At 36.0% G+C, this 25,093-nt stretch carries 26 protein-coding genes; all 26 read right to left on the minus strand.

What is annotated here, in order from left to right; translation table 11 throughout:
• Window position 1: 1 nt before the first annotated feature.
• The 26 genes from CQA58_RS00525 to CQA58_RS00650 all read right to left on the minus strand — a co-directional run bounded on the left by CQA58_RS00525 (window position 2) and on the right by CQA58_RS00650 (window position 25,093).
• Window positions 2–610, minus strand: coding sequence for a UPF0323 family lipoprotein (locus tag CQA58_RS00525; protein ID WP_115568753.1), 609 nt, complete (start codon window positions 608–610; stop codon window positions 2–4).
• A 47-nt stretch (window positions 611–657) separates the two neighbouring features.
• On the minus strand, window positions 658–1,710 hold the full coding sequence (locus CQA58_RS00530; protein ID WP_115568754.1) for a hypothetical protein: 1,053 nt from the start codon (window positions 1,708–1,710) through the stop codon (window positions 658–660).
• 10 nt (window positions 1,711–1,720) lie between these two features.
• On the minus strand, window positions 1,721–3,256 hold the full coding sequence (locus tag CQA58_RS00535) for an MBOAT family O-acyltransferase (RefSeq protein ID WP_115568755.1): 1,536 nt from the start codon (window positions 3,254–3,256) through the stop codon (window positions 1,721–1,723).
• Window positions 3,257–3,269: 13 nt separating this feature from the next.
• Window positions 3,270–4,526 (minus strand): nucleotide sugar dehydrogenase, encoded by a 1,257-nt coding sequence (locus tag CQA58_RS00540; protein WP_115568887.1) that lies wholly within the window; start codon window positions 4,524–4,526, stop codon window positions 3,270–3,272.
• 4 nt (window positions 4,527–4,530) lie between these two features.
• Window positions 4,531–5,526: a GT-D fold domain-containing protein gene (locus CQA58_RS00545; RefSeq protein ID WP_147288585.1), complete on the minus strand. Its 996-nt coding sequence runs from the start codon at window positions 5,524–5,526 to the stop codon at window positions 4,531–4,533.
• A 212-nt stretch (window positions 5,527–5,738) separates the two neighbouring features.
• The gene (locus tag CQA58_RS00550) at window positions 5,739–6,455 is read right to left on the minus strand and encodes an FkbM family methyltransferase (RefSeq protein WP_115568757.1); all 717 of its coding nucleotides are present in this window, start codon (window positions 6,453–6,455) and stop codon (window positions 5,739–5,741) included.
• 32 nt (window positions 6,456–6,487) lie between these two features.
• Entirely contained in the window at window positions 6,488–7,570 is a 1,083-nt protein-coding gene (locus CQA58_RS00555) for a glycosyltransferase (RefSeq protein ID WP_115568758.1), read from the minus strand.
• Window positions 7,567–8,433 carry a glycosyltransferase family 2 protein gene (locus CQA58_RS00560; protein ID WP_115568759.1) on the minus strand — a complete coding sequence of 289 codons (867 nt, stop codon included), beginning with the start codon at window positions 8,431–8,433 and terminating at the stop codon, window positions 7,567–7,569. The genes CQA58_RS00555 and CQA58_RS00560 overlap by 4 nt, the downstream gene beginning before the upstream one ends.
• A complete protein-coding gene (locus CQA58_RS00565) occupies window positions 8,430–9,755 on the minus strand; it encodes a UDP-glucose dehydrogenase family protein (RefSeq protein WP_115568760.1) in 1,326 nt (441 codons plus the stop codon). Before CQA58_RS00565 ends, CQA58_RS00560 begins: the two co-directional genes overlap by 4 nt.
• Window positions 9,756–9,797: 42 nt before the next feature.
• Window positions 9,798–10,688, minus strand: coding sequence for a class I SAM-dependent methyltransferase (locus CQA58_RS00570; protein ID WP_170126704.1), 891 nt, complete (start codon window positions 10,686–10,688; stop codon window positions 9,798–9,800).
• Window positions 10,678–11,697 carry a dTDP-glucose 4,6-dehydratase gene (rfbB, locus tag CQA58_RS00575; protein ID WP_115568762.1) on the minus strand — a complete coding sequence of 340 codons (1,020 nt, stop codon included), beginning with the start codon at window positions 11,695–11,697 and terminating at the stop codon, window positions 10,678–10,680. The genes CQA58_RS00570 and rfbB overlap by 11 nt, the downstream gene beginning before the upstream one ends.
• Complete coding sequence (gene rfbA, locus CQA58_RS00580) at window positions 11,694–12,569, minus strand: glucose-1-phosphate thymidylyltransferase RfbA (RefSeq protein ID WP_115568763.1); 876 nt, start codon at window positions 12,567–12,569, stop codon at window positions 11,694–11,696. Before rfbA ends, rfbB begins: the two co-directional genes overlap by 4 nt.
• Complete coding sequence (locus tag CQA58_RS00585; RefSeq protein ID WP_115568764.1) at window positions 12,566–13,654, minus strand: DegT/DnrJ/EryC1/StrS family aminotransferase; 1,089 nt, start codon at window positions 13,652–13,654, stop codon at window positions 12,566–12,568. The genes rfbA and CQA58_RS00585 overlap by 4 nt, the downstream gene beginning before the upstream one ends.
• Window positions 13,651–14,019, minus strand: a complete 369-nt coding sequence (locus CQA58_RS00590; RefSeq protein WP_115568765.1) for a sugar 3,4-ketoisomerase — start codon at window positions 14,017–14,019, stop codon at window positions 13,651–13,653. The genes CQA58_RS00585 and CQA58_RS00590 overlap by 4 nt, the downstream gene beginning before the upstream one ends.
• Window positions 14,019–14,942: a glycosyl transferase gene (locus tag CQA58_RS00595; protein ID WP_115568766.1), complete on the minus strand. Its 924-nt coding sequence runs from the start codon at window positions 14,940–14,942 to the stop codon at window positions 14,019–14,021. Before CQA58_RS00595 ends, CQA58_RS00590 begins: the two co-directional genes overlap by 1 nt.
• Complete coding sequence (locus tag CQA58_RS00600) at window positions 14,942–15,760, minus strand: methyltransferase, TIGR04325 family (RefSeq protein WP_115568767.1); 819 nt, start codon at window positions 15,758–15,760, stop codon at window positions 14,942–14,944. The genes CQA58_RS00595 and CQA58_RS00600 overlap by 1 nt, the downstream gene beginning before the upstream one ends.
• Window positions 15,757–16,659, minus strand: a complete 903-nt coding sequence (locus CQA58_RS00605) for a glycosyltransferase (RefSeq protein ID WP_115568768.1) — start codon at window positions 16,657–16,659, stop codon at window positions 15,757–15,759. The genes CQA58_RS00600 and CQA58_RS00605 overlap by 4 nt, the downstream gene beginning before the upstream one ends.
• A complete protein-coding gene (locus tag CQA58_RS00610) occupies window positions 16,650–18,035 on the minus strand; it encodes a hypothetical protein (RefSeq protein WP_115568769.1) in 1,386 nt (461 codons plus the stop codon). Before CQA58_RS00610 ends, CQA58_RS00605 begins: the two co-directional genes overlap by 10 nt.
• A complete protein-coding gene (locus CQA58_RS00615) occupies window positions 18,032–18,739 on the minus strand; it encodes an acylneuraminate cytidylyltransferase family protein (RefSeq protein WP_115568770.1) in 708 nt (235 codons plus the stop codon). Before CQA58_RS00615 ends, CQA58_RS00610 begins: the two co-directional genes overlap by 4 nt.
• The gene (locus CQA58_RS00620) at window positions 18,740–19,786 is read right to left on the minus strand and encodes a nucleotidyltransferase family protein (RefSeq protein WP_115568771.1); all 1,047 of its coding nucleotides are present in this window, start codon (window positions 19,784–19,786) and stop codon (window positions 18,740–18,742) included. It abuts the gene before it with no gap.
• 51 nt (window positions 19,787–19,837) lie between these two features.
• Entirely contained in the window at window positions 19,838–21,001 is a 1,164-nt protein-coding gene (gene neuC / locus CQA58_RS00625) for a UDP-N-acetylglucosamine 2-epimerase (RefSeq protein ID WP_245942717.1), read from the minus strand.
• Window positions 20,998–22,011, minus strand: coding sequence for an N-acetylneuraminate synthase (gene neuB / locus CQA58_RS00630; protein ID WP_115568773.1), 1,014 nt, complete (start codon window positions 22,009–22,011; stop codon window positions 20,998–21,000). The genes neuC and neuB overlap by 4 nt, the downstream gene beginning before the upstream one ends.
• Window positions 22,011–23,486 (minus strand): amino acid adenylation domain-containing protein, encoded by a 1,476-nt coding sequence (locus CQA58_RS00635; RefSeq protein WP_115568774.1) that lies wholly within the window; start codon window positions 23,484–23,486, stop codon window positions 22,011–22,013. Before CQA58_RS00635 ends, neuB begins: the two co-directional genes overlap by 1 nt.
• A complete protein-coding gene (locus CQA58_RS00640; RefSeq protein WP_170126705.1) occupies window positions 23,486–24,220 on the minus strand; it encodes an SDR family NAD(P)-dependent oxidoreductase in 735 nt (244 codons plus the stop codon). Before CQA58_RS00640 ends, CQA58_RS00635 begins: the two co-directional genes overlap by 1 nt.
• Window positions 24,210–24,434 carry a phosphopantetheine-binding protein gene (locus CQA58_RS00645; RefSeq protein ID WP_115568776.1) on the minus strand — a complete coding sequence of 75 codons (225 nt, stop codon included), beginning with the start codon at window positions 24,432–24,434 and terminating at the stop codon, window positions 24,210–24,212. Before CQA58_RS00645 ends, CQA58_RS00640 begins: the two co-directional genes overlap by 11 nt.
• A 14-nt stretch (window positions 24,435–24,448) precedes the next feature.
• The gene (locus CQA58_RS00650) at window positions 24,449–25,093 is read right to left on the minus strand and encodes an LbetaH domain-containing protein (RefSeq protein ID WP_115568777.1); all 645 of its coding nucleotides are present in this window, start codon (window positions 25,091–25,093) and stop codon (window positions 24,449–24,451) included.

Raw genomic sequence — 25,093 nt, forward strand, 5'->3', positions numbered from 1 at the left:
TTTATCCTCCATAAGTGCTAGTGCGTGTGTTTGAGTTGCTTCCAAAGAAGCCACTTTTTCCACTGCTAGAGGTTGTGGCTCTTGAAGTGGAAGAGGGGTTGGAGAAGCTGTTTTTGCTTCGCTCATAGGCTTGAGGGGATTTGTAATTTCGCATTTGGTTTTGCTGATAGGTGGGGTTGTTGAAGAGTTTGTTGCCAATATAACTCCCCAGAATCGCCCCTGCTGCACTTGCTAGGAGTGCTCCACCAAGTCCTAGTCCTCCACCTGTGGGGTTTGTAAGTTCACTTGTGCCATTGTTGATCTTTTTCTCCTCTTCTTTGATGAGCTTATCAACTTCTTCTTGGGAGAGAATACGCTCATTGCCGTTTTTGTCTTTGACAATGATTCGAGTTTGGTCGCTTGGATATTCCTCAAGCACTTTGTAGCTCCCATCACTTTGCTCTTCTAGGATAACAAATGCCCCCTTTTTCTTGCTATCTTGCAAGACTTGAGAGACATTATTCTCAGAGCTTGACTTTTGGATATCACAACCATTGAGGGCTAGGATAGCTAGTGTGCTAAGCCCTCCAATCATTGCGTAATTAGAGATTTTTTTGAAGTGTTTGTTCATATTTAATCCTTTGGAGTGAAAGCCAAATTCTAGCAAAAAGTGAAAAACTAATGAGATAAAACCCCACTTTCAATGATTTGTTTCCTCAATGGCTCAATATCATAAGCTTCTACCTTTTTTTTCATTTCTTCAAAGTAGCTATCTACATTTTCAAGAGTGATTCTGTGAGTGTCATTTTTTATGGCATCAAGCATAAAGGAATTAATTTTTTCATCGTAATGGACTAAATCCACATATCTTGAAATATCATCAGGGATATTTGTATTGTCAAATCCATAAATTTTGATATTTTTTAGATGATATGACAATATCTTTTTGACAATCGGATAGAAATTTTGATCGTATTCAAGCTTATTGCTAAGTCTTGAAATTGGAGGAATGACTAAATAAAAGTTTGTATTTTGATATTTTTGAAGGGTGTCAATCAAATACTCTGAAAGTTTTTGATTGTTTGTTTTAAGGGTTGTATTTTGAAAAGACACTATTTTCTTTAAAATTGTATTGATTTCTGGATGATTAGAATTCTTTATCCAAGATTGTATCCCACCTAGACGACTTGTAAAAGCTATAGAATCAAAAATACTTGCAGGACGATCAAGTTTGTGTTTTCCTCTAATGCATGATTTTTGAATAAACAAACAGAAGAAAAATTTTTCATTTAAATATGTTTTAAAATCATTAAAGGGATTACCATCATAAAGATATAAAAATTTGTTCTCTCTCTTATTGTCGGATATCCATCCCGGCTCAATAGAAAAAATAACATCTTTTATGTCTTTTCTACTCATTGCGTAGTTTAGAATATCCAATCTTTCATTAATTACTCCTCCACTTATGGAGAGATTAACCCAATGGTTTCCTAGTTTTTGACTTGCTTCATTTGAAGAAGTATTAACCATCAAAGAGCTTCCAAGTATGATAGAGTCAAAATCATAATTGTTAATAATTCCCGCATTTTGATAATGCATATTCGAATCAAAAATGTCGTTTCTAAAATAGGGTTTATGATAAAACTGATAGGGGTCAAAAATATATAGAGCCAAAAAAAGCATGGATAAAGGAATGAGTCCAGAAAATAGTTGCCACAATAAATTTTTCATCAGAAGTGTCCTAGAAATTAAAATATAAAAATTCTTGAAGAGGAGAGAAATGAATGCGTATCAACGCATACCAAAATACAAAACTTATGATAACCCTCAGATTGTTTGATGGGGAAATAGACAGCTCCCTACTATTTTTACAAAAGAGAATTATTGGAATAGCAAAAGCAAAATAGACAAGCATTGCAATAGTGTCCGTAAAAATCCCACTGACATTAAAAAATGGATTGGGATAGAAAGTGAAAAGGTTATCAAACCCTATTTTTTTACACCACTCCAAAAGAGCGATGGGGAGAGCAATTCCATTCATCCCCACCATACTCTTTAGCATACTCATAGCCCCACTCACACTCTCACTTCTAAAAAACACCCAAGAGAGATTGATGAAGTTAAAAGCAAGAATCCAACACATTGCAGTATAGAGTTTGCTTCTAATCTCCTCTATCCCAAACACACTCTTTAAAATATTGCGATACACTCTTTGAACTACCATTGCACTTGCGTGTAATACTCCCCAAATAATAAACCCCCATCCAGCTCCATGCCATATTCCACTCAAAGTAAAGACAATAAAGACATTGACTAGCTCTCTACTAAATCCTCTCTTATTTCCTCCTAGAGGGATATAGAGATATTCAGTAAGAAATCTCCCCAAAGTCATATGCCATCTCTTCCAAAACTCTTTGATATTACTTGCTTTATAAGGAGAGTTGAAATTGATTGGCAAAGTGATTCCAAAAAATAGAGCAATCCCTATTGCCATATCACAATACCCACTAAAATCAAAGTAGAGTTGAAAGGTATAAGAGAGAGAAGTAAGCCAAGATTCTAAGAAGTTTAAAGTCCCTCCACTCTCCACTGCATTAAATCCATTATTGGCATAGATTGCAAAGTTATCAGCTACAACAACTTTTTTAAATAATCCAATAGAAAAGATAAACAACCCTCTAGCAAATCTCTCCCAATCCACTAGCTCCTTTCCTTTGCTTAGAAGTGAAGCAAACTGAGGCATCATCTCTTTGTGATGGACAATAGGTCCAGCAATGAGTTGAGGAAAGAAAGTGATAAAAAGGGAATAATCAATAAAATCAATCCTTTTTATCTCTTCACTTCTATAAGTATCTACCAAAAATGCAATCTGCTGAAAGGTTACAAACGAGAGTGCAAGAGGAAGAAGAATGTGAGGAAGAGGAAGTGAGAGAGAAAAGAGAGAATTGAGATTAGTTAGAAGAAAATCAGTGTATTTAAACCCTCCAAGCAATAAGAGATTGAAGATTATGCCAACAATTAGCCAAAGCTTTCTATATCCCCCCCCCCCTAGAGCAGTAGGAGTAGAAGCAATCTTTGTAGCTAAGAGATAATTAGCAATAATAGAGAGAAGCAAAATAGGAAGATAAGAGAGTTTCCAAAATCCATAGAAAAACAAACTCCCACACACTAAAAACACTTTAGAGGCTCTAAAGTATCCCAATCTCTTCAAAACATAAAAGCCTATAAGCATTATAGGGAGAAAGGCAAAGATGAAGATGTAGGAGTTGAAGAGCATTGGGAATCCTTATTTATAGTTTTGCATCGGAGGATTTTAGCACACCTTTAAGATCATAGATGACACTTTGAGAGTGGGTGTGCTGAGTTAAGTTAATGCCTTCAAACTCTTGATGAGCTACGCACAAAAGCACTCCCTCAAATCTCTCAGAGATATTGCAGAGAGAGGAGTAGAGTGGGGAGGAAGTGAGTTTGGCGACTTCCTCAGGGAGAGCTAGAGGATCAAGCAATGTGATTTCACACCCGTATTCTTGCAACTCCTTCACTACCTCAAAGACTTTGGAGTTGCGAGTGTCGTTGCAGTTTTCTTTGAAAGTTACTCCAAGGACAAGAATCTTTGCCCCTAAAATCTTAATGTCTTTGGCGATGAGGAGTTTGATGAGCTTTTGGGCGACAAAGTTTGGCATCGCATCATTGACTAGCCTTCCTGCTGAAATCACGCGTGGGTGATAGCCTAGTTGATGAGCTTTGTGAGTGAGATAGTAGGGGTCAATACTGATGCAATGCCCTCCTACAAGCCCAGGTTTGAAGGGAAGGAAGTTCCATTTGGTTGATGAGGCTTTTAGCACTTCTTGGGTGTCTATCCCTAGCTTATCGCAAATGAGGGCGATTTCATTGACAAAAGCGATATTGAGATCCCTTTGGGCGTTTTCTATCACTTTTGCCATTTCTGCTATCTCAATGCTTGGGGCAAGGTAAGTGCCTGCTGTGATGATAGAGGAGTAGAGAGCGTCAATCTCTTGGGCAACCTCAGGTGTGCTTCCACTTGTGATTTTTTTGATTTGGGGGAGTTTGTGGGTGTGATCTCCAGGGTTGATACGCTCAGGGGAGTAGCCCACGAAAAAGTCGGTATTGAATTTGAGCGAGGAGTATTGCTCCAAAATCGGCACACAATCTTGAAGTGTGCAGGTAGGGTAGGTAGTGGATTCATAGATGATGATATTTTGAGAGGAGAGGAGAGGGGCAATCATCTTGGAGGCATTGATGAGATAAGAAATATCAGGATTTTTGTATTCATCTAGAGGCGTGGGAACGGTGATGATGTAGATTTGAGCATTTTTGAGTGCATCAAGTGTGGAGTGAAAGCTAAGAAGAGTGGAGCTGGCAAAATCGCTAGAGCTGATTTGATGAGTGCGATCGTGATGCTCTTCTAGCTCTTTGATGCGTGTAGGGTTGATATCAAATCCAAGTGTGGGATATTTTTTGCCAAACTCAATAGCCAATGGAAGCCCCACATATCCAAGTCCGATAATTGCGATAGTTTTTGTCATATATTTACCAATAACATCCATCCTCAATTTTTTGGGCATTTTTAATTCTTTCATTTTGATTTGGATATACCCAATGCTCATTAAATAAGATTTGTCCAACAGAGGGTTGTTCTTTCTCCCATCTTCTACCCTTAATACCAAAGAGCAGTTGCAATGTTCCTCCACAATGGATGGCGATTTTGCCTATATTCTTGATTCTTGAGGCAAGAGGAAAGCCATATGCTCCACATCCAATCAAGGCAATATCAAAGTCAATTTTTGAAATTTCCTCACTCATCCAGTCCAATGCTTCAAACCAACTTTTAAATCGTTTATCAATCTCTCCACCAGCAGTTTGAACGGCTTGAAAAGTCTTGAGATTAAAACGAGGCAAAACCTTCTTGTTAATAAATAGTTTATCATAGTTTTTATATTGTGATTGAATGCTTTGTGCAAAAGGATGAACAACCAAGACTGTTGCATCTTTAAGGGCATATGAGAAAGGTGTTTCAGCATCAATGTTTGGACCAAAGAAGCTATAGCCTACTATCATTGGAGTTGCATTGCAAAAGTTTTGTATGAAATATTTTTCAAAGTCATGCCATCCATTCCATGTACCAAAAACATCACAATTAGATGTGGCTTGAATCATGATTTCATAAAATTTTTCTGCTGCTTTTTTTTTATCCTCAGATTGATCAATAAAGAATCCAGCATTGTTGCACAACTTATTCCACTCTCTATTAAAAAGGAGATCTGTGATACCACTTTTGTATAGAAGAAACATTCTCATAAAGTCGTGTTCTGTCGCTCCATACCTTCCCATCATTAAGGGTTTTTTATTTTTTAAAGCCGAAATAATCAAATTATATATAATTTCATCATTGCTAATTTTTTGTTGCTCAAATGGAGCCGAAGGTTTTTTAATAAAAGAAAATCTTCTTGCTAAAAAACCTTGTATCCAAGATAGTATATATGGATGCAATTCTCTATTCTTCAATAACGCACATAAATTAAACATTAGTTTGTCCCTATCAATTTAATGGAGTAATAATACCTTTTTTATTGGTTTTTTGCTAGTATTCTTGTATTTTGTGCAGTGTATGGGATGATTTTGTTTTTAAAAAAAGTTTGGTCTGAAATATTTAAAATTAAAAATACACATATTTTTACATAGAACTTTTAAAAAATAATTTAAAACTATTTTTTTTAAGAAAATATTGCAAAGAGAAATTATTGTTTGATAAAAAAGGTGGTCAGTGTTGTTTTAGCAAAAAGTTTATAATTTTTTTCAAGCATATAGTTATATATGGGATCATTAAAAATGTCATCAGAATATGTTTCAACCAAGACAATTTGTGGTGCGAAAGAGTCCCAATCAATATCTTGGAGTATTTCTAAATCCAAGCCTTCTGTATCTAATGTAAGCAAATCAATAGTTTGTCCTTTTGGAATGTATTTTTTAAAAATATTGTTAATATTTTCTATTCTAATTTTAGCTACATGAGAGAATGAATGATTCTTTTTTCTTTCTTGTGCAATTTGCTCATCAAAAGTGCTCAATGCAAAATCATGAAAGATAAAGAAGTCTTTGGTTGTTTTATTTGGATTTTTTTCTGTAGTAATTCCCACTTCCAAATTTATGTCTCGTTTGCGATACAAGTTAAAAGATCTCATGCTGCCAGGTGTTGCATCTATGTTGATTCCTCTCCAACCATTCTTGTATAAAAAATAAGTATTAGAGTAGCGAAATGGATGGTGTGCTCCAATATCTACATAAAAACCTTGGTAATTTGAATTTATCTTTTTCTGCAAAAAAGAGCGAAGTATCATATCTTCCCCTTCTTGAGAGTATGTCATCTTTGCATAGTGAGTTAGATGTGTTCCAATAAATAGAGTAATTTTTCTATATAGCCAATAGGGCAGAATTTTTCTGATAAAGCTTTTCATTCTTTTATCCTTTGGTAGAGTAGTTTTTAAAATTATACACTATAATATAGGCTCAATGTGATTTCAATCATTTTTTCTTTTGTAAAAAAAGATTGAAAACGATTTCTTGCTTTTTCACTTAATCCTTCATATTCTTCTTGAATTTTTAATATTGCCTGAGTAATTGCTTGCGGATCTTTTGGTGGGACAACAAATCCCGTCCTTCTATCTTGATTGATCCAATCGCTCCCTGAAGGTGAAAGTTTGGTGCAGACAAGAGGAAGTCCAGAAGCCATTGCTTCAAGCAAAACGATACCATAAGATTCTTGGAGTGATGGAAGGACAAAGCAATTGGCTTGTTGATAGAATGTTTTAAGCTTCTCTTGGGACTTTGCTCCAAGTAAAAAAACTCTATCTTGAAGCTTTAGAGAATTAATAAGTGTTTGAAGTTGGAGCTTATAGTGGGGTTTGCCATCACCGATGATATGGATCTGAAAATGTTTAGGTAGATATAAGGCACTTTTGATGAGATATTCAAATCCTTTGAGTGGTACAAGTCGTCCGACACTCAGGATAATATTTGATTGTTTTGTGGGAAGGGGTGTGGGGGTTGGAAAATCGATTCCTATGGGGATACAGACACATTTTTTTTTATGTCTTTGTAGATAGGGAGACTCTAGGATATATTTCTCACTTGTTGCAATAATTTTATCTGCACGATTGAGTATCCAAGATTGCAAAGGCAGAAAGAAATTGAGCAAAAACTTTTGATTAATAATATCTGAATGCCAATGAATGATGATTTTTTTGTTTTTGTGATTTGAAAGAAATAAAGCAAGAGTTGCCATAGGATCAGGCAAATGGATGTGAATAATGTCATAGTTGTCGATCAACTCTTTGAGTTTTATAATCATTTGTGGTGAGATAGAAGTAGAGGCAATTTTGCCAAGGCTTGCAGTTCTGTAAATTTTTGCCCCATAGGGTGTAGTATCTTCTTGGTAGTGATTTGTTGAGTTGGAACATAGTACATCACAAATTATTTCCCTTTGTCTCAAACCATCGCAAAGATCTTGCATTACTTTTTCAATCCCACCAAGAACGGGGGGATAAAATTTACCAAACTGAAGGATTCTCATATTGATTTCCTGAGTCTTAAGAGAATTTTGGTTGCTGATTTGGGCATATAAAGTTTTATGATTTTCTTAATCAAGGCAAAAAGATAAAAAAGATAGATTTTAATCCTCATCACGTTACTATTTTGGTTGTAGAAGAGTGAGATTTTTAATGCCTCTTTGAGACTTCTAAAGCCCTGAGTATCACTAGCACCACCGGAAGTAAAAGTTGCAACAACATGATTTATAAACAAAAAACGTTTTTTTTGAATAAAAAGACGATAGATTAGATCATAATCCGCAGAGAGTTTAAAGTCGGTATTAAAGAGATTGTCTTTTGCAATAGGGTTTTTTACAAAACAATTTGGATGACCAAAATGATAGAAAAAAGCATAGAGTTTATTAAGATCGTGTGAGGTTTTTTTGAAAAAGTGCGTGTTTTCATCTTTGTAATAAATCATTAAATCTCCATACACCACATCATATTGCTCTATGTTTTCATTTGTCACTTTTTGCAAAACTTCCAAATCATAAAACCTATCTCCACAATTCATAAAATTTATCCACTCTTTTGAGGCTAGGGCAATGCCCTTATTCATCGCATCATAGATCCCCCTATCTCTCTCACTTAAAAATTTGAAAGTAAGAGTGGGGTAGGCATTGTGTGTGGCTTCAAGATAAAATCTATCTTTTTCTTGATTTTCCAATGTGATTGTGGCACAAGAAAAAAGATATTCCATAATTACCTCTTTTGTCCCATCATTACTCCACCCATCAACTAGGATATATTCTGTGTTTTTATAGCTTTGATTGATGACACTCTCCATCGTCTCTTTGATATGAGCAACATCGTTGTAGACAATGGTAACGATAGAAAAGCTTGTCATTGTGCTTTTCCTATCATAATATGTTTTAATCCAAAACTAGAGAGAGCAAGATGATGATAGATGTTGCGTCCATCAAAGATAATTTTCTCTCTCAAAAGCAAGGCAATTTTTGCAAAATCAGGAGAGCGAAACTCTTTCCACTCGGTGCAGATGATGAGTGCGTCGCAATCTCTCAGAGCTAGATATTTGTCTTCGCAATACTCCAGCAGTGGATTTTCTCCGATATAAAATCGTGCATTTTCACTTGCTTTAGGATCATAGGCTTGGATTTTTGCCCCCATTTGGGTGAGAGCTTGAATCATCACAATGGAAGTAGCCTCACGCATATCATCAGTCTCTGGCTTGAAACTAAGCCCCCACATACCAAAGGTTTTGCCACTCAAATCTTCTCCAAAGATTTTTTTGATTTTCTCTACCAAGATGAGTTTTTGAGAGGCATTGATGGATTCTGTAGCCTCTAGCATTGGGGTTTTCACACCATAAGAGCTAGCAATCTTGCTTAAAGCTTTGACATCTTTAGGGAAACAGCTTCCTCCATACCCACACCCTGGGTAGATGAAGTCATAACCTATCCTTGGATCAGAGCCTATACCTTGACGCACTGAGTTGATATCTGCACCCACAGCCTCACAAATCCTTGCCATCTCATTGATAAAGCTGATTTTTGTAGCAAGCATTGCATTGGCTGCGTATTTTGTCATCTCAGCTGATTTGATATCCATTACTAAAAGTCGCTCTTTTTTGAGAGTGAATGGAGAGTAGAGCTCTTGAAGGATTTTGATGGCTTTGGGAGAATCTGAGCCTATCACGACACGATCAGGACTCATAAAGTCTTTGATAGCCACGCCTTCTTTAAGAAATTCAGGATTGCTCACTACATTAAACTCAATTTCAACTCCTCTTTTGCATAATTCCTCTGCGATAGTTTCTCTCACAAGATTTGCTGTGCCGATAGGAACGGTGGATTTATCCACAATGATTGCATAGGAAGTGAGGTGCTTGCCTATCTCTTTGGCTGCACTTAGCACATAGCTCAAATCCGCACTTCCATCTTCTCCCATAGGTGTGCCTACAGCGATAAAGATAAGCAAAGCATTACCATAGGCTTCTTGGGGAGAAGTGGTGAAAGTGATGTTGCCTTTTTGGCTTGTTTCATCTACAATCTCTTTGAGTCCTTTTTCATAGATAGGAATCTCGCCATTTTGAAGCATTGAGATTTTTCTCTCATCTACATCAAAGCAAATAACCTCATTTCCCATTTGAGCAAAACACGCCCCACTGACTAATCCGACATATCCTGAACCTACGATTGTAATTTTCAATTTGATTTCCTCATGATACAAAAGAGGAAATTATATCAAAAATTATAGTTTTTGATAAACTGCGATAACGGTATGTCCAAAAGCTTCATTTGGAATTTTTTCAAAAAATCTTCCAAGACGATTAGTTATTTTTCTTAGGGGATTGGAGTCTAGAAGTTTTGGAGCAAAAAATCTTTTTGAGAACATTACAGATTTATAAAAATTAATATGCTCAGGCTGGACTTTTTCGTGATAAAGGTCAATGAGTTTGAGATTGAAAATTTGTGCAATATTATGAAGACACTTGTCATTAAAGCGTCCAACATGGTGTGGAGGCATATTTAAAATTCCGTTGACTGCATATTGAATAAAGCTATCTTCACTAGGAACAGCAATTAGAATTACCCCCCCCCCCCTACAAGCATCAACTTTTGCTTGGATAAAAGAGTGAGGGTTACTTACATGCTCAAGGACTTGAAAACTACAAACCACATCGGCTTCACCACTATGATTCTTTGCGTATTCTTGTATTGAAATATTTTGGACATTCACGCCATTTTCTTCAGCCATTTTTTTGGCATCTGTGCTAAATTCGAGACCTAAATACTGAGCTTGAGGAATATACTTGGCAAATGCACCTTTGCCACAACCCACTTCTAAGACTTTATCTCCATTGTGAATAAATTGCTTTGCAAAATCATATTCATGCTTTTCACTGAAGTAATACCATGAGATTTTGTTGAGTGCGTTGTAAAATTCATTGCTTCCAGAAATATCATTCTCTCCTTCTGTAGCAAAAAAAGAATAATCACACTTTGGACAATGATAAAAACCAATTTTTTCATTCGGTAGAGAAATGTGTAGTCTGAACTGTCGCTTGTATTCACAAATTAAGTTTTCATTTGAAATTCTTTCTTTTAGCACTGCTTGATTTTGACACATTTTACATTGCATTTTTGCTCCTTTGATTTTTAAGATACCACTCCACCGTTTTTCTAATCCCATCTTCAAAGCTAGTATTGGATTTCCAACCAAGTTGAGTTTTGATTTTGCTTGCATCAATTGCATAGCGTCTATCATGTCCTGCTCTATCTTGCACATAAGCGATAAGATCGCTATAAGAGCCTTGCTTTTTAGGGAGAAGTTCATCTAGGATTGAGCAAACCTTTTGGGCAATGATGATATTTGTATATTCATTGTTGCCACCGATATTGTAAGTTTCTCCATATTTTTGAGAGTGAAAAACTAAATCAATTCCCTCACAGTGATCTTGCACATAGAGCCAATCTCTGATATTTAAACCATCTCCATAGATAGGGATAGATTCATTTGCAAGAGATTTGCGGATAATGGTGGGGATAAGTTTTTCGCTATGTTGTTTTGGTCCATAGTTATTGGAGCAGTTTGTAATAAGTGTTTTTAGCCCATAGGTATGATGATAGCTTCTTACAAGCATATCGCTTGAGGCTTTTGAAGCAGAGTAGGGGGAGTTGGGTGCATAGGGACTCTCTTCACTAAAAAGCCCACTCTCTCCCAGTGAGCCATAGACTTCATCGGTGCTAATATGATGAAAGATTCCATAAGGGACTTTATAGCTAAAAGGCTTTTGTAGCCAGTAGTGATATGCGACATCAAGGAGAGTGAAAGTACCTTCAATATTGGTTTTGATGAAAACATTAGGGGAGCTGATAGAATTATCCACGTGAGATTCTGCTGCAAAGTGGATAATAGAATCAATTTGATATTTTTCAAAAAGTTCAATGATTAAATCCCTATCACAAATATCACCTTGGATAAAAGTATGATTGGGGTGGTGGAAAAAATCTTGCATATTTTCCATTTTCCCTGCATAAGTAAGCAAATCAAGATTATAGAGTTTATAGCTAGGGTGAGAGTGCAAAAAATAAGAGATGAAATTGCTTCCGATAAATCCTGCTCCGCCTGTGATAAGTATATTTCTCATTGTTGTGCAATCCTTAGAAGATATTGTCCGTATTGATTTTTTTGCATTTGTTGTGCGATTGAGAGGAGTTTTTCTCTAGAGATATATCCCATTTTGTAAGCTATCTCTTCCAAACACGCGATTTTCAACCCCTGTCTTTTCTCAATAATCTCGATGAAATTTCCTGCTTCTAGGAGATTTTCGTGAGTTCCTGTATCAAGCCAAGCATATCCTCGCCCCAAAAGCTCAACGCTTAGGCGGTTTTCTTGGAGATAGAGCTGATTGATTGAGGTGATTTCAAGCTCTCCTCTAGCTGAAGGAGTGATAGATTTTGATTTTTTGACTACATCATTTGGATAGAAATAAAGTCCAATAACTGCATAATTGCTTTTGGGATTTGTGGGTTTCTCCTCTATTGAGATAGCCTGAAAGTTATTATCAAACTCAACTACTCCATAGTCTTTGGGATTATTGACATAGTAGCCAAAAACGATACTTTTTTGACATTCTTTGACTTTCTTGACACTTATTTGCAATGTTTTGATAAGCCCCTCTCCATAGATAAGATTGTCCCCTAGCACCAAGCATACATCATCATCTCCAATAAACTCTTCTCCGATGATAAAGGCTTCAGCCAATCCATTTGGGTGTTCTTGAATAGCGTATTGGATAGAGATCCCCAAATCTTCTCCATTGCCAAAAATATCTTCAAATCTTTGGATATCTTTTGGAGTTGAGATGATTAAAATCTCTTTAATCCCTGCAAGAAGCAAGACAGATAGAGGGTAGTAAATCATTGGTTTGTCATATATGGGTAGAAGCTGTTTGACGACACCTTTTGTGATAGGATAAAGTCTTGTCCCACTTCCTCCTGCGAGTATTATTCCTTTCATCCTTGCCACCTATTGAGAATATCAATAATTTGAAGTATATCCTCTTTTGTGTGAAAAAGTGCGATAGGTAGGCTAAGGGTGGTTCTGTGAATCTCTTCACTAATAGGATATTCTCCTTGCAAGATTCCCTTCATTGCTTCTTGTTTGTGTGGAGGGATAGGGTAGTGAATCTCACTTGCCACACCTTGAGAGAGCAGATATTCTTTGAGCTTATCTCTTTTATCACATCGGATATTAAAGATATGATAGACATCAAAAAAATCTTGGTGAATTTGAGGAAGAATGTATTTTTCTTGAGAAATGCCTTGAAGGTAGAGTGAGGCAAGCTCTCTTTTGTGCTCTGTGATTTTGGGGAGCAATGCAAGTTTTTTGCGTAAAAAAGAGGCTTGGATTTCATCTAGTCTTGAGTTGTATCCTAGATATTTATTGACATATTTTTTGTGTGATCCATAGTTGCGAAGTGCTTTGAGTTTGTGATCCAATTCTTCATCATCTGTCGTGATAGCTCCCCCATCTCCCAATGCTCCTAGATTCTTTGTCGGATAGAAACTAAAACAACCGATACCAAATGTTCCTACTTGTTTGTCTTGAAATTTTGCATCGTGAGCTTGAGCACAATCTTCAAGTAAGAAAAGTTGATGCTCTTGAGCAATTTTTTGAATCTCACCCATATCACAGGCTTTACCATAGAGATGTACAACCAAAATCGCTCTAGTTTTGGAAGTAATTTTCTCTCTAATTTTTTGTGGATTGATATTGTATGTGTGGATATCAGGCTCTACCAAAACAGGTTTTAATCCTGCTCTAATCACTGCCATAATAGTGGCAATATAGGTATTTGAAGGCACAATGACTTCTGAGCCTTTTTCTAGCTCAAGTGCATCAAGGGCTAAAATCATTGCATCAAGTCCAGAAGCTACACCAATGCAGTGTTTGCTTCCTATGTAGTTTGCAAATTCCTCTTCAAAACTCTCAACTTGTTTGCCTAGGATAAACCACCCACTTTGAAGAAAGTCTTGAAAACTTTTGGCGTAATCTTCAAAAAGAGAGAGATTGGATTTGTAGAGATTTTCATATTCTATCATTGGGGTTGTGGCTCCTCATAGATATAATCTTGTGCATCATAGTTTTCTGAAGCTAGGACTAGAAGTGTGGTATTTGGAGTGAAGCTATGCATTGTGTGCCAATCTTGTGGATCCAAAAGTAGGCACATTGAAGGAGAGTTGAGAGTATATGTGCTTTTCTCTCCATAAGTATTGACTTCTATTTGGCACTCTCCACCCAAAGAGATGAGTGCAAGGCAAGTCTTGTGATGAGCGTGTCCTCCACGAGGGGAAGTAACATTGTAGATATAAAAAACTCTTTTTATCTCAAAAGGAAGAATTTTTTCTATCACGCTAAGTGTCCCACGATCATCGCTGAGGGTGGGGATCTGTAGTAGTCTTGCCATCAATATCCTAAAAAGTCTGAATTACTAAAAACATTATAACCATTTTTTAGCTTTCTTTTGATGAAGCGTAAAGGGGTTTTCCAAGTAAATTTTGGGATAGAGCGTGCGTCATAGTTGTTTTCTCCAAACTCTTCTCTTAGCCTAAGAAGGTGTTGAATATATGGTTTGTAGATAGACTCAAGAGTATTTTGAGGGAGAGTGTATGGACCCAAATCAACCTTGTTTTCTCCAATAAATTTGAGATGATGAAAGTGATAAAAGATTGGAGAGAGTGAGGGGAATTGCTGGATATTCCAAGGGGCAAGTCCTCCTCTTAGATTTTGTAAAATATGCACTCCTTCAAAGCGTGTACTCCAATCATCTAAGTATTTTTGATCTCCAAACTTTCCATCTTCAAATCTTGCATAACACCATTCATTGCACCTTTCTCTCCACCATTTGAGTGCCTTCATTCCTCTCTCATCGTTTTTGAAAGTCATAAATTGCACACAGTAGATTCCACTTGTTTTCTCTTGATTGTATCTAGGGGTATAGCGGTGAAGTGTGATGAGGATAGAATCTTCTCCCATCTCATCTACAAGAATTGCAGGATCATCATAAAAATACAAATCTGCATCAAGATAAGTGCAATGTGGAAGTGAGTAGGTCTGAATACAATAGAGGATGACTGAGGGAGTGCAAGTCCAACAATACTCCCCTCTAGTGCGATGGGGTTTGAGGGCTAGAAGCTCACTATCTTCAAAATCTTGCATTGAGATGATTGTAGTGTGGGGATAGTTGAGATCATTTAGGATTTTGTAAGCTATATCATCAAAGGCAAGGATATAGAGATGATAGTCTTGAGAGTGTTTTTGCAAACTCTCAAGCATCGCAATCCCTCTTGTAAGATAGTTTGAATCAAAAAGTGTGCAGTAGTAGTGCATTATCTTCCTTTAATAAATGAAAATCCAAGAGAATTAAAACGAGAAGTATGTGCATCACAATAGCTTTCAAACTCATCAAATAGCTTAAAACTTTTAGAGAGATTTTCTATAAAAACTCTCTTGGAAAATATATGGAAAGGAACTTGAGTTTGATAGATTTCTTTTGGAACTTTTTGTAAGACAATATGATGAGTTTCATCTTTGCTAAAAGGTGTGCGATCGATTAAAATTGCATCAAATTGAAACTCTTGGATAAGTTCAGAGAGGGTTTGATAGGGGTTTTCAAGATATTGCAAGACACTAGAGAGAATGAGGATTTTGCTATCTTGGGGTTTGATGTGAGATTTTGCCTCTTGTAAGTTTGAGTGAAATAAAAGCTCTTGGGTTTGAAAAAACTCTTTGCCTGCTCTAATGATCTTCTCTTGCTCCAAAATATTCCAAGTGAAAGGTGGTAGAGTGCGAAGAAATTTTCTATTTTGGAAATACAAACTTCCCAAACTTCCACCAAAATCTAGGATATACAAGCTTTTGACTTGAAAGTGTGAGATGATTGCAAAAAGATTGCTTAGAAGAGGGTAGGGATAAGTGATTTTGTCAAACAAGACACTATCTCGCTCACATTTGCTCTCATCATCTCTGACGATCTTGATTGCCTCAATGAGTTTGGGGAGATAAAGATCAGGATCGTAGCCTTTTGCCTGAGAATGGGCTTCTTGAAAAGTCTGAAAATCTCCTATCCATTGAATACTTCTTCCTGTGAGCTTATTGATAGCTCCAAGTGCAATGGGTGGAATAAGGGATTTTATAAAGTGTTTCATTGAAAAATCCTTTTAAGTTTTTTTATGATTCTATGCCATAGAGAGTTTTGAGTTTTGAAAAAGAGACAAAGCAAGTGTTTGGTAATGGGATTTTCTTGAAGAGGGATTTTTGATGGGGCAGTGTAGTTTTTGCTTATCTGTCCAAAGAAATCGTCTTTTTGTGCATTTTTAAAATGTGTCCCATCATAGCCTATATTTTCTACAAGAGATTCTTTGGGGTATAGGCAGAGCATATTTTCTAGGAATGCTGAGGCATACCAACGGATTGCCCAAGAGTTATTTTTGCCTTCAATCTGGCTTTGAAGCATTTTTGTATAAGGATAAGAGTCATTGATATCAAACTCTTTTTGAAGATTTTTATCTTGAATTTGAGAGAGGAGCTTTTTGCCATCTCTCTCAAACTTATCCCAAGCTCTTTTCCAAGTCGCCCAAGTCCAACAATCTGCCCCTTTGATAAAAAATGTGTTATCTTTAAAATCTGTGGGATAGGATAGAGGGAAATTAAATGCTGTGATACATGCGACCTCTTTATCATCTTTGTATAGTTCAAGATTGGTGTTCATATATTCCAAAAAAAACGGAGAGACAAGCAAATCGTCTTCTAGGACAATGGCTTTGTCGTATTGGTCGATAATGGTGGTTACCCCATCAATAATATTTTCTGCTAGTCCAAAATTTCTCTCACGCTCAATGATTGTGATATTTTTAAATCCAGCAATGCTATGGATATATTCTCTAACTTCTTGGACTTTTTCTTGAGCTTCTTGACTTTTGGGTGCATCAGAGTAGATAAAAATCTCACTCTCTTTTGCCAAAGGATTGCTAAGCAGGGCTTCAATGGTCTGTCGTGTGTGAGAAGGGCGATTATAGACAAAGAGTAGGATTGGGGCTAATTGCATGGGTTTTCTTTAATATCGTTGAGGATTGTTTCTAAAAAAATAGGAATCTCTTTATCTTGTGGAAGAGGGAAAAGGTATGCTTGAAGCTTATCTTGATCTTCTTGCGTGTTAATTTTGTTCGTAAAATCATCATAATGGTTGTAAAGTATATCTATTGCTTTTTTAACATCTTGATAAGATTCAATTCCAAGAGAATTGCTTAGCATACCCCCCAAGGATTGCTTGGGACAGAAATTGATAGCAGGTTTTTTAAGTAGCCATGCCTCAGTGCTAATTGATCCACCAATGGAGGCTACAGCTTTTGAATGAATGGTGAGTTCTTTTGGATGCGTTTTGAGATTAATCAATTGAACATTTTTCATTTTTGTTATTTCTTTATAAAACTCAATGCTCTTGTAGTAATCAATATTGTTGATAAAGTAGCTACATTCAGGATTATTGATTTTGAGTTGATGAGGGTGTTCTTTGACGTAAATTACCCAATCTTGAGGCATTGCCTCAGAAAGCATCTTGATAAGCAGTAATTGATTGTCTAACCCAACTCTTGCTAAAATCACAGCTTCTGGTTCAACATGGAGAGAAAAATAGATAAATTTTCTATTTAAATCAGGCACAACCGCATTTTTATGATAAAAGCGTATCGCTTTTTTGAATTTAAGAAAAGATCTTAGTTTCTCCCAATAATTGACTTTTATTCCCAATCTGTCATAATGATTAAAATCAAGATGAATAAGACATACGCAAAATTCTATAAGCATCTGTCCTCCAATTTTTTGGAGAATATTTTTAATTATTTTTTTGGGAGAAAAAGACCAAGAAATTTTGTCAGGGTTAAATGAGATATAGGCTTTTGTATCAATAGAATGTATATGTTGAGTTGAATTGATTTGAAGATATTTTTCATCATTGTAGCGATAGAGAAGAGAAAAAGCAAAATCGGCATCAATTGTGTATGAGGGAATTTTAAAAATCTTTGACAATCCTAAGGGAATGGTGATGCTTGGAACGCCAAGGTTATACTCTGAACACAAAACAAAGTCAATTTGATTAGCTTGAAAGATGGAGTAAAAAAAAGAAAGATGATTGTAGTAGATATATTTACTCAGATTATTATCATGAAAACATCTGTGTATTGTGGTTTCACAATCAAGTTGAATATCTCGCATTAGCTCTAAAATCTCAAGATTGATTTCTCCTGAGTGTTGGGTTTGCAAAAGATCATCGTAAAAAACAATATGTTTTATTCTTGAGATATTCAAAAATTCTCCACTTTCTGCTCTTTCCAATACCAAGCAAAGAATTTCCCAATCGGTATGTTTTAAAAGATGGCGAATAAAATGCGTGTCCCGATCAATAAGAATGATTTTTTTGCTCACCTGCTTATTCCTTGCAATAAAAACTCACAAAAATCAAAATCAAATTGTGTATCAATATCAGTAGAGTGTTTTTGAGACATTTCATAGGCAAAGCCTTTGTCTGTAAAAAAACTTTGATATCCCAAGAGAGATGAGGTCTTTGCTATATAGATGGCACCATTAAGTCGGTAATAGGCTGGAAGCTCTTGAGAACGGAGATTGAGAATCTCAGAGCTTAAGAAGTTGTCCATATTTTTATCTTTAGGTAGAGTATTGCACCAAAGAGGAGAATGCTCACATTTGCATACACTAATAACAGAGTTTGCTTGTTTTTGTATCAATAACTCTATCGCTTCATCAATATGTTGTGGAGTTCTCAGTGGGCTTGTGGGTTGAAGTAGGACAATATAGTCAAAAACTTGCTTATATTTTTCTTTATAAAAATCTATCATATGCTTAATGCTATCAAAGGTAGTGCTAGTATCTTTGCTTAGTTCCAAAGGTCTTATACATGGCACTTTTGCTCCATATTGCTCTGCAATTTCAGCATATTCTTGAGAGTCTGTGCTTACTACAATTCCATCAATATATTTTGATTGCAATCCAGCTTCTATTGACCAAGCTATAAGTGGTTTGCCACAAAGATTTTTAATATTTTTATTTGGAAGTCTTTTGCTCCCACTTCTTGCAGGGATAATAGCTAAAAATGTTTTGCCTTGATACAACTAATCCTCCTCTATTTCACTATTTGCTCTATCGTATTCTTCTTTTCTTCCAATATCAATCCAATAATCTTCAATCAAATAAGAGAATGTATTATAGTCATTTTTTGCAAGTATAGTTTCAAATAGTGCAGGCATATCAAAGAATTCATCTTTTGGGATAAGCTGTAAGACTTTTGGGTTGAGGGTATAAATCCCTGCACTGACATTGAAAGAAAGTGAAGGTTTTTCCTCAATTGATATGATTTTTGTCCCATTAGTATTGACTACCCCATAGGGAATTTGTGTGCTATATTCTCTGATTCCCATTGTGGCATCAGATTCATTTTGTTTATGAAAATGAAGCATTTTTGTAAAGTCAATATCTGTGAGAATGTCTCCATTCATTACGATAAAGTCATCATTGAGATTGGAAATCAGACTTAATGCTCCTGCCGTCCCCATTCGCTTCTCTTCTCTAATATAGGTAATGTGAAGTCCAAACTTTGAACCATCTCCAAAATACTTTTCGATAATATGTGATTTGTAGTTTACGCAAAGGAAAATATTTCTAAAGCCTTGTTGTTTAAATCTTTCCAAAATGATTTGCAAAATAGGTTTGCTTCCTACTTTTAGCATAGGTTTTGGGAGTGTGTCGGTAAGGGGTCTGAGGCGTGTTCCAAGTCCCCCTGCCATGATGACAACTTGATTGGGGTAGAGGGTAGGCTTGATGAGATTGGCAACTGAGACAATCTCTACAATTTTTCCCTCATCATTTTTGAGTGGAATCTCGTGAATATTATGCTGACTTGCAAGATGAAGAAGCTCTTCTCTAGGGGTATTAATGTGTGCAACGATAGGAGAGCGATTGATGATGGAAGAGATGTCATCTTCAAGCCTTAATCCTCGTAACAATCCTCGTCTAATGTCGGGATCTGTGATGATGCCGATAAAATTTTCCTGTTCATCATTGACGACAAGGAGTCTCAAGCCGTCGTGAGAGCCAAAAATTTCTAAAGCATCTTTAATACTTTTTTTGATAGAAATTGTAATTTTTTGAATATCTTTCAAAACCACTCACTTATTTTTAAGATATGGAATTGTATCTTGAAAAATAGGATTTTAGAACTTTATATCCCAAAACTCCTTCTTGATAATTTGATTTAAATCAATCTCTTTGAGTATTTCTTTTGTTTTTTTAGCACTTCCTCCCTCTCCATAGGGGTTGATAGTGCTAGAAAGTTTGGCTTGAAAACTAGGTGAGAAAAGTTTTTCAATAGCTTTAAGGATATCTTCTTTTTGCGGTAAGCAATCAATTACGCTTGAAGCCTTGATTCTTCCTTTTTGTCTATCTCCGATATTGATTGTTCCTACTTTAAAACTCGGTGCTTCTCCTAATCCACTTGAGCTATTTCCTACTACTCCATTGACATATTGCATAGTACTTAAATATCTCAATTGCCCCATAGAGGTGAAAGCAATTGCATTATGATGATTTGCAACAAACTCATCAATCATTGAATTAATAATTCTTCCATCAGTATCAGAATTTGCTTTTGTAAAAATCATTCCCACCTCTTTATCTTGAGAAAACTCTAGCAATGCGTCAAGTAATGCCTCGAATTGCTCTTTTGCTGTGGAATTCTCTAGTGTTACAGGATGAAAGGTAATCAAGAAGTTGTAATCTCTAAATCTAAAATCTAATTCTTTCTCTAAATCACTTTTGGAGAGCAGAGGAAGATTTTTGATATTATCAATCCCAAAACCTCCTACATTAAACACTCTTGAAGGGTTTTCTCCAAGCTGTATGACACGATTGGCGTATTCTTGAGTTGCCGTGAAGTGCAAAACACTCATTTTGCTTATACAATGTCTAAGAGAATCATCAAATGCTCCCTCAGTCTTCTCTCCCCCTGCGATATGTGCCACAGGGATTCTACATATCATTGCACTTGCTACACAAGCAAAAATCTCATATCTATCTCCTAGCACTACGACAATATCAGGAGAAAGCTCTTCATATGCATCAGCAATAAGAATCTGAGCCAATCCCATACTTTTACAAATCGAAGTAGGAGTATCAGCACTAAGAATGATTTCTATCTTTTTATTGATTGTAAATTCTTTTTCAATCTCTTTATATGTGAGTCCAAACTCAGGACTAAGATGCATTCCTGTTGCGATAATCTGAAGCTCTAGTGAGGGATCAGAGATAATCTCTTTGGCAAGGTAATAGAGCAATCCCCATTCTGCTCTTGTTCCTGTGATGATGCAGATTTTTCTCATAATTCTATGCATTCATCTTCATCAAAATCTTTTTTTGCAATTTTTCCAATGACATTATCCCATTCCATTGGAGAAAGCCCATTTGCTGGACGCTTGACATAGAGGTTTTCTTCGCTAAAAACTTCACCTGCCTTGATGGCTCTATTTGCGACAATGGATTTTCTTACCACTTTTTTGTTTTCTTTTTCGCTTTTGCTCTCCTGCTTGATTCCATTGCCAAGTGCGATTTCAATCTCTCGGATACACCCAATCATTTCTTTGAGTTCATGAGGTTCAAGACTTGCTTTGTGATCTGGTCCTTCCATATTTTTATCAAGTGTGAAGTGTTTTTCTATCACTTTTGCACCCATTGCCACGGCTGCAATTGGGATATGAATCCCTTGGGTGTGATCAGAATAGCCCACAGGGAGATGAAAGGCATTGGCAATGGTTTGCATAGCCCTGAGATTGACATCTTGCATAGGAGTAGGGTATTCTGTATTGCAATGCAAGATAGTGATATTTTCTCGCTTTGTCCCTGCGTCAGTGAGGATAGAGATTGCCGTCTCTATCTCTCCAAGATTTGACATTCCTGTGGAAAGGATGATTTTCTTATCAAGTTTTCCAATTTTTCTAAGGTAGGGGAGATTTGTAATCTCTCCACTTGGGATTTTGAAAGTTTGCATTCCAAGTTTATCAAGTAATTCAATGCTTTCAAAATCAAAAGGAGAAGAAAGAAATAGGATATTTTTCTTATCACAATAATCTTTGAGGATTGGCCATACACTATCATCTTGAAAATCATATTTTTCATCCATCTCCAATTGACTCTCCTGAGAATTATTTGTATTCTCTATTTGATATTGAGCTTTTGGTGCAAAACGACTGATAACATTTTTTGATTTTCCTGTCTGAAACTTGATGGCATCAACCTTTAAATCCTTTGCTACATCAATCATTTGTTTCGCTAATTCTAGATTGCCATTATGATTAATCCCTGCCTCAGCAATAATAAAAACTTTTGATTGCATTATTTTTCCTCCTGCCTGTATTGGTGCAATACAGCTTTTCTATCAATCTTGCCATTCCGATTGAGGGGAATGGGGGTATAAAACACTTTTGTTGGAAACATATATTTTGGAATCTTGTTTTTTAAATGTTTGAAAACATCGGCTTTTGAGATATTTTCATTGCTTGTAGCTAGAATAATCTCATCTTGATAAATGATGCAAAACTCATCAAGTCCATCAAGTCCTAGAAGAGCGTGTTCAATCTCTCCAAGCTCAATTCTATATCCATTGTGTTTGATTTGTGAGTCTTTTCTTCCCGTAATGATAAGTTCTCCCAAGTCATTGTAGTATCCCAAATCCCCAGTTTTGTAGATAATATCTCTATAAAGGTTGTGGGTAGGATTTTGGATAAATACTTCTGAAGTTTTTTGTGGGTCATTGTAGTATCCAAGAGAGACCCCCTCACCTCTAATGCAAATTTCTCCACGATTTGAGACTCGGTTCTCTTCATCTAAAAGGAGAATAGAGGAATTTTTGCATGCTTTGCCGATTGGAACCATTTCATTCTCCCCAAATTCACGATTGACAAGATAGTAGGAGCAATCAACGGTGATTTCTGTTGGACCATATAAATTTGCAAAAGTTGAACATGGGAATAGTTCTTGTAATTTTTTTAGCAATATCGGAGACATTGCCTCTCCAGCAAATAGAATTTTTGATATTTCTAATTTTTCTTGGATTTGAGATAGAGTTTTGAGTGCTGTTGGAACCCAAAAAATAAAATCAATACTGTATTTTTTTATAATTTCATATAAGTATTTTGGAAAAGAGAAACTATCTTCTGAGATTAGAACAAGGGTTGAACCAAAAAAAAGCATAGAATAGATATCTAAAACGGAATTATCAAAATAGAATGGAGATTGGCTTCCTATAATATTTTTGTTGGTTGGCAAAATTAATGGTTCAGTTTTAAAAAAGGTTAGATAATCTATAATATTTCGATGAGATACAATAACTCCTTTTGGAACTCCTGTGCTGCCACTGGTGTTGATGATATAGGCAGGATCTGTGGAAATGAGATTTTGATAGTTTGTTTGAGTTTTTGATGGAGAGGATAAAAGAGCGGAGAAGTCAAGATAGGTTTCTTGAAGCTCTGCTGCGTATTCGTCTGATGAGATGATGAGAGCAGGTTTGATATTTTGCAAGATTGCTTTTGTCCTCTCCATTGGACTTTTTACATCAAGTGGCATATAGATATTGCCACTCATTAGGATTCCAAAAAAGCTAAGAAGTGCCTGATGGGATTTGGGTAGAAATACTGCAATTACTTGGGGTTGAGTTTGCCTAGAGAGTAGGGGGATGAGATTTGAAGAAATATTTAGAGCCATATCCCACATTTGCTCAAATGTAAGTTGTGTATCTCTATCAATGAGTGCAATTTTTTGTGGATAAAGATTTTTGGTTTCTTCAAAATAATCTAAAACATTGATTTTCATTATTGTCCTTTAATACTATTTCCACCATCAACGATAAGTGTTTGCCCTGTAATCCATTTGGATTTTGGTGATAGTAGATAGGCTATTGCATCGGCAATATCTTCTGGTTTGCCTGTTCCTAGCGGATATTCACTTTCAATGAAGTTTTTTTGTTCTTGAGAATATAGATGTCCAGTCATTTTTGTGTCAAAAATCATACCTGGTGCAACAGCATTAATACGCACTTTTGGAGCAAGTTCGATGGCAAAACCTCGCACTATTGCTTCTAAAGCATTTTTGCTCGAGGCGTAAAGAGCTTCGCTCTTTACGCCTCGTTGGGAGGAAATGCTTGAGAGCAAAACGGTGTTTTCGAAGTATTCAGAGAAAGGTTTGCGACTTAATGTTCTAATAACTTCCAAAGCAGAAAAAAGATTAACATTCATCATTTCTAGCATACTTTTATATTCAAAGTTTTTTGCACCTGCAAGATAGCAGATTCCTGCGATATGGACAAAGGCTTTGACTTTGCATCTTGCATTCTTTAGTATTGTGATAAAAGATTGTATTCCCTCATGGCTAGAAAGGTCTGCTTGAATGATTTTATGCTTCTTTGGATCATCTAGTGTGTCTCTTAGATTCTTAAGAGAGCTTTCATCTCTTCCTACTAGGATGAGTGGCGATTTTTGGAGCTCTTTAATTGTCGCTTGTCCAATTCCACCATTGGCACCAGTAACAAGAATGTAGCTATTTTCCACATTTACTCTCAAGTAGAGAAATAATATCAGCGATTGTTTGGCATTTTTGTAAATCTTGCGTATAGAGCGTAATTTTTAGATTTTGATCTACCCAAGATACGAAAGTAATTTTAGCCAAAGAATCCCAATCTTGAATATCTTCAAGTTTTTGGTTTTGTGTTAAGCTGTCATCATCAACAATATCTTTGATTTGGTTTAGAATCTTATTCTGCACTTTTATCCTTTGAATTAAACTTCGCCTATTATTTTAGCAGGGTTTCCAAATAATAATACATTGGATTTAAATTTTTTGAAAATGATACTGCCTGCAGATACTTGACAATTGCTTTCAAGACTGGCATTGGGCAAAAGTGTCGAAAAAGTTCCCATAAAGTTTAAGTCTTTAATCTTTGCCGATCCATTTAAAATGCAACCACTACTTATGGTATTGAAATTACCAATAGAGCAATCATGAGAAATACTAGATGAGGAGTTTAAAAGATTGCAATCCCCTATTTGAACATTAAGTCCAATTGTGCAAAAAGGTGCAATGATATTGCCCTCACCTATTTGAAGACTTGGACTTTCTGTAATAAAGGCACGGGGAGATATAAGATTGAAAAGCTTGATGTTATGTTTTTTTAGTTTGATAAAAATTTGTTGCTTGATTTTAGGATCAGCAATAGCAATGATTGCATAGTCATTGTCAGCAAAAGTATAGTCATCTTCTTTTCCTAGATAATGGTGTTCTAAATTGTATGAGTGCAATGTATTTGTTGGAGACAAAAATCCCTTGAAGACTAGAGAACTATCATTTTGCAATACTTCTTGCAGGTATTGGTAGCACTCACTTGCTAATCCGCCAGAACCTAGTATGAGGATATTTTTTTGCAT

Source organism: Helicobacter brantae (genome assembly GCF_003364205.1).
GTDB classification, from domain to species: domain Bacteria; phylum Campylobacterota; class Campylobacteria; order Campylobacterales; family Helicobacteraceae; genus Helicobacter_G; species Helicobacter_G brantae.

Bases quoted from the DNA above. Each gene is read 5' to 3' on its own strand.
- CQA58_RS00525 (WP_115568753.1), bottom strand. From the start codon at position 610: ATGAACAAACACTTCAAAAAAATCTCTAATTACGCAATGATTGGAGGG.
- CQA58_RS00530 (WP_115568754.1), bottom strand. From the start codon at position 1,710: ATGAAAAATTTATTGTGGCAACTATTTTCTGGACTCATTCCTTTATCC.
- CQA58_RS00535 (WP_115568755.1), bottom strand. From the start codon at position 3,256: ATGCTCTTCAACTCCTACATCTTCATCTTTGCCTTTCTCCCTATAATG.
- CQA58_RS00540 (WP_115568887.1), bottom strand. From the start codon at position 4,526: ATGACAAAAACTATCGCAATTATCGGACTTGGATATGTGGGGCTTCCA.
- CQA58_RS00545 (WP_147288585.1), bottom strand. From the start codon at position 5,526: ATGTTTAATTTATGTGCGTTATTGAAGAATAGAGAATTGCATCCATAT.
- CQA58_RS00550 (WP_115568757.1), bottom strand. From the start codon at position 6,455: ATGAAAAGCTTTATCAGAAAAATTCTGCCCTATTGGCTATATAGAAAA.
- CQA58_RS00555 (WP_115568758.1), bottom strand. From the start codon at position 7,570: ATGAGAATCCTTCAGTTTGGTAAATTTTATCCCCCCGTTCTTGGTGGG.
- CQA58_RS00560 (WP_115568759.1), bottom strand. From the start codon at position 8,433: ATGACAAGCTTTTCTATCGTTACCATTGTCTACAACGATGTTGCTCAT.
- CQA58_RS00570 (WP_170126704.1), bottom strand. From the start codon at position 10,688: ATGCAATGTAAAATGTGTCAAAATCAAGCAGTGCTAAAAGAAAGAATT.
- rfbB (WP_115568762.1), bottom strand. From the start codon at position 11,697: ATGAGAAATATACTTATCACAGGCGGAGCAGGATTTATCGGAAGCAAT.
- rfbA (WP_115568763.1), bottom strand. From the start codon at position 12,569: ATGAAAGGAATAATACTCGCAGGAGGAAGTGGGACAAGACTTTATCCT.
- CQA58_RS00585 (WP_115568764.1), bottom strand. From the start codon at position 13,654: ATGATAGAATATGAAAATCTCTACAAATCCAATCTCTCTCTTTTTGAA.
- CQA58_RS00590 (WP_115568765.1), bottom strand. From the start codon at position 14,019: ATGGCAAGACTACTACAGATCCCCACCCTCAGCGATGATCGTGGGACA.
- CQA58_RS00595 (WP_115568766.1), bottom strand. From the start codon at position 14,942: ATGCACTACTACTGCACACTTTTTGATTCAAACTATCTTACAAGAGGG.
- CQA58_RS00600 (WP_115568767.1), bottom strand. From the start codon at position 15,760: ATGAAACACTTTATAAAATCCCTTATTCCACCCATTGCACTTGGAGCT.
- CQA58_RS00605 (WP_115568768.1), bottom strand. From the start codon at position 16,659: ATGCAATTAGCCCCAATCCTACTCTTTGTCTATAATCGCCCTTCTCAC.
- neuC (WP_245942717.1), bottom strand. From the start codon at position 21,001: ATGAGAAAAATCTGCATCATCACAGGAACAAGAGCAGAATGGGGATTG.
- neuB (WP_115568773.1), bottom strand. From the start codon at position 22,011: ATGCAATCAAAAGTTTTTATTATTGCTGAGGCAGGGATTAATCATAAT.
- CQA58_RS00635 (WP_115568774.1), bottom strand. From the start codon at position 23,486: ATGAAAATCAATGTTTTAGATTATTTTGAAGAAACCAAAAATCTTTAT.
- CQA58_RS00650 (WP_115568777.1), bottom strand. From the start codon at position 25,093: ATGCAAAAAAATATCCTCATACTAGGTTCTGGCGGATTAGCAAGTGAG.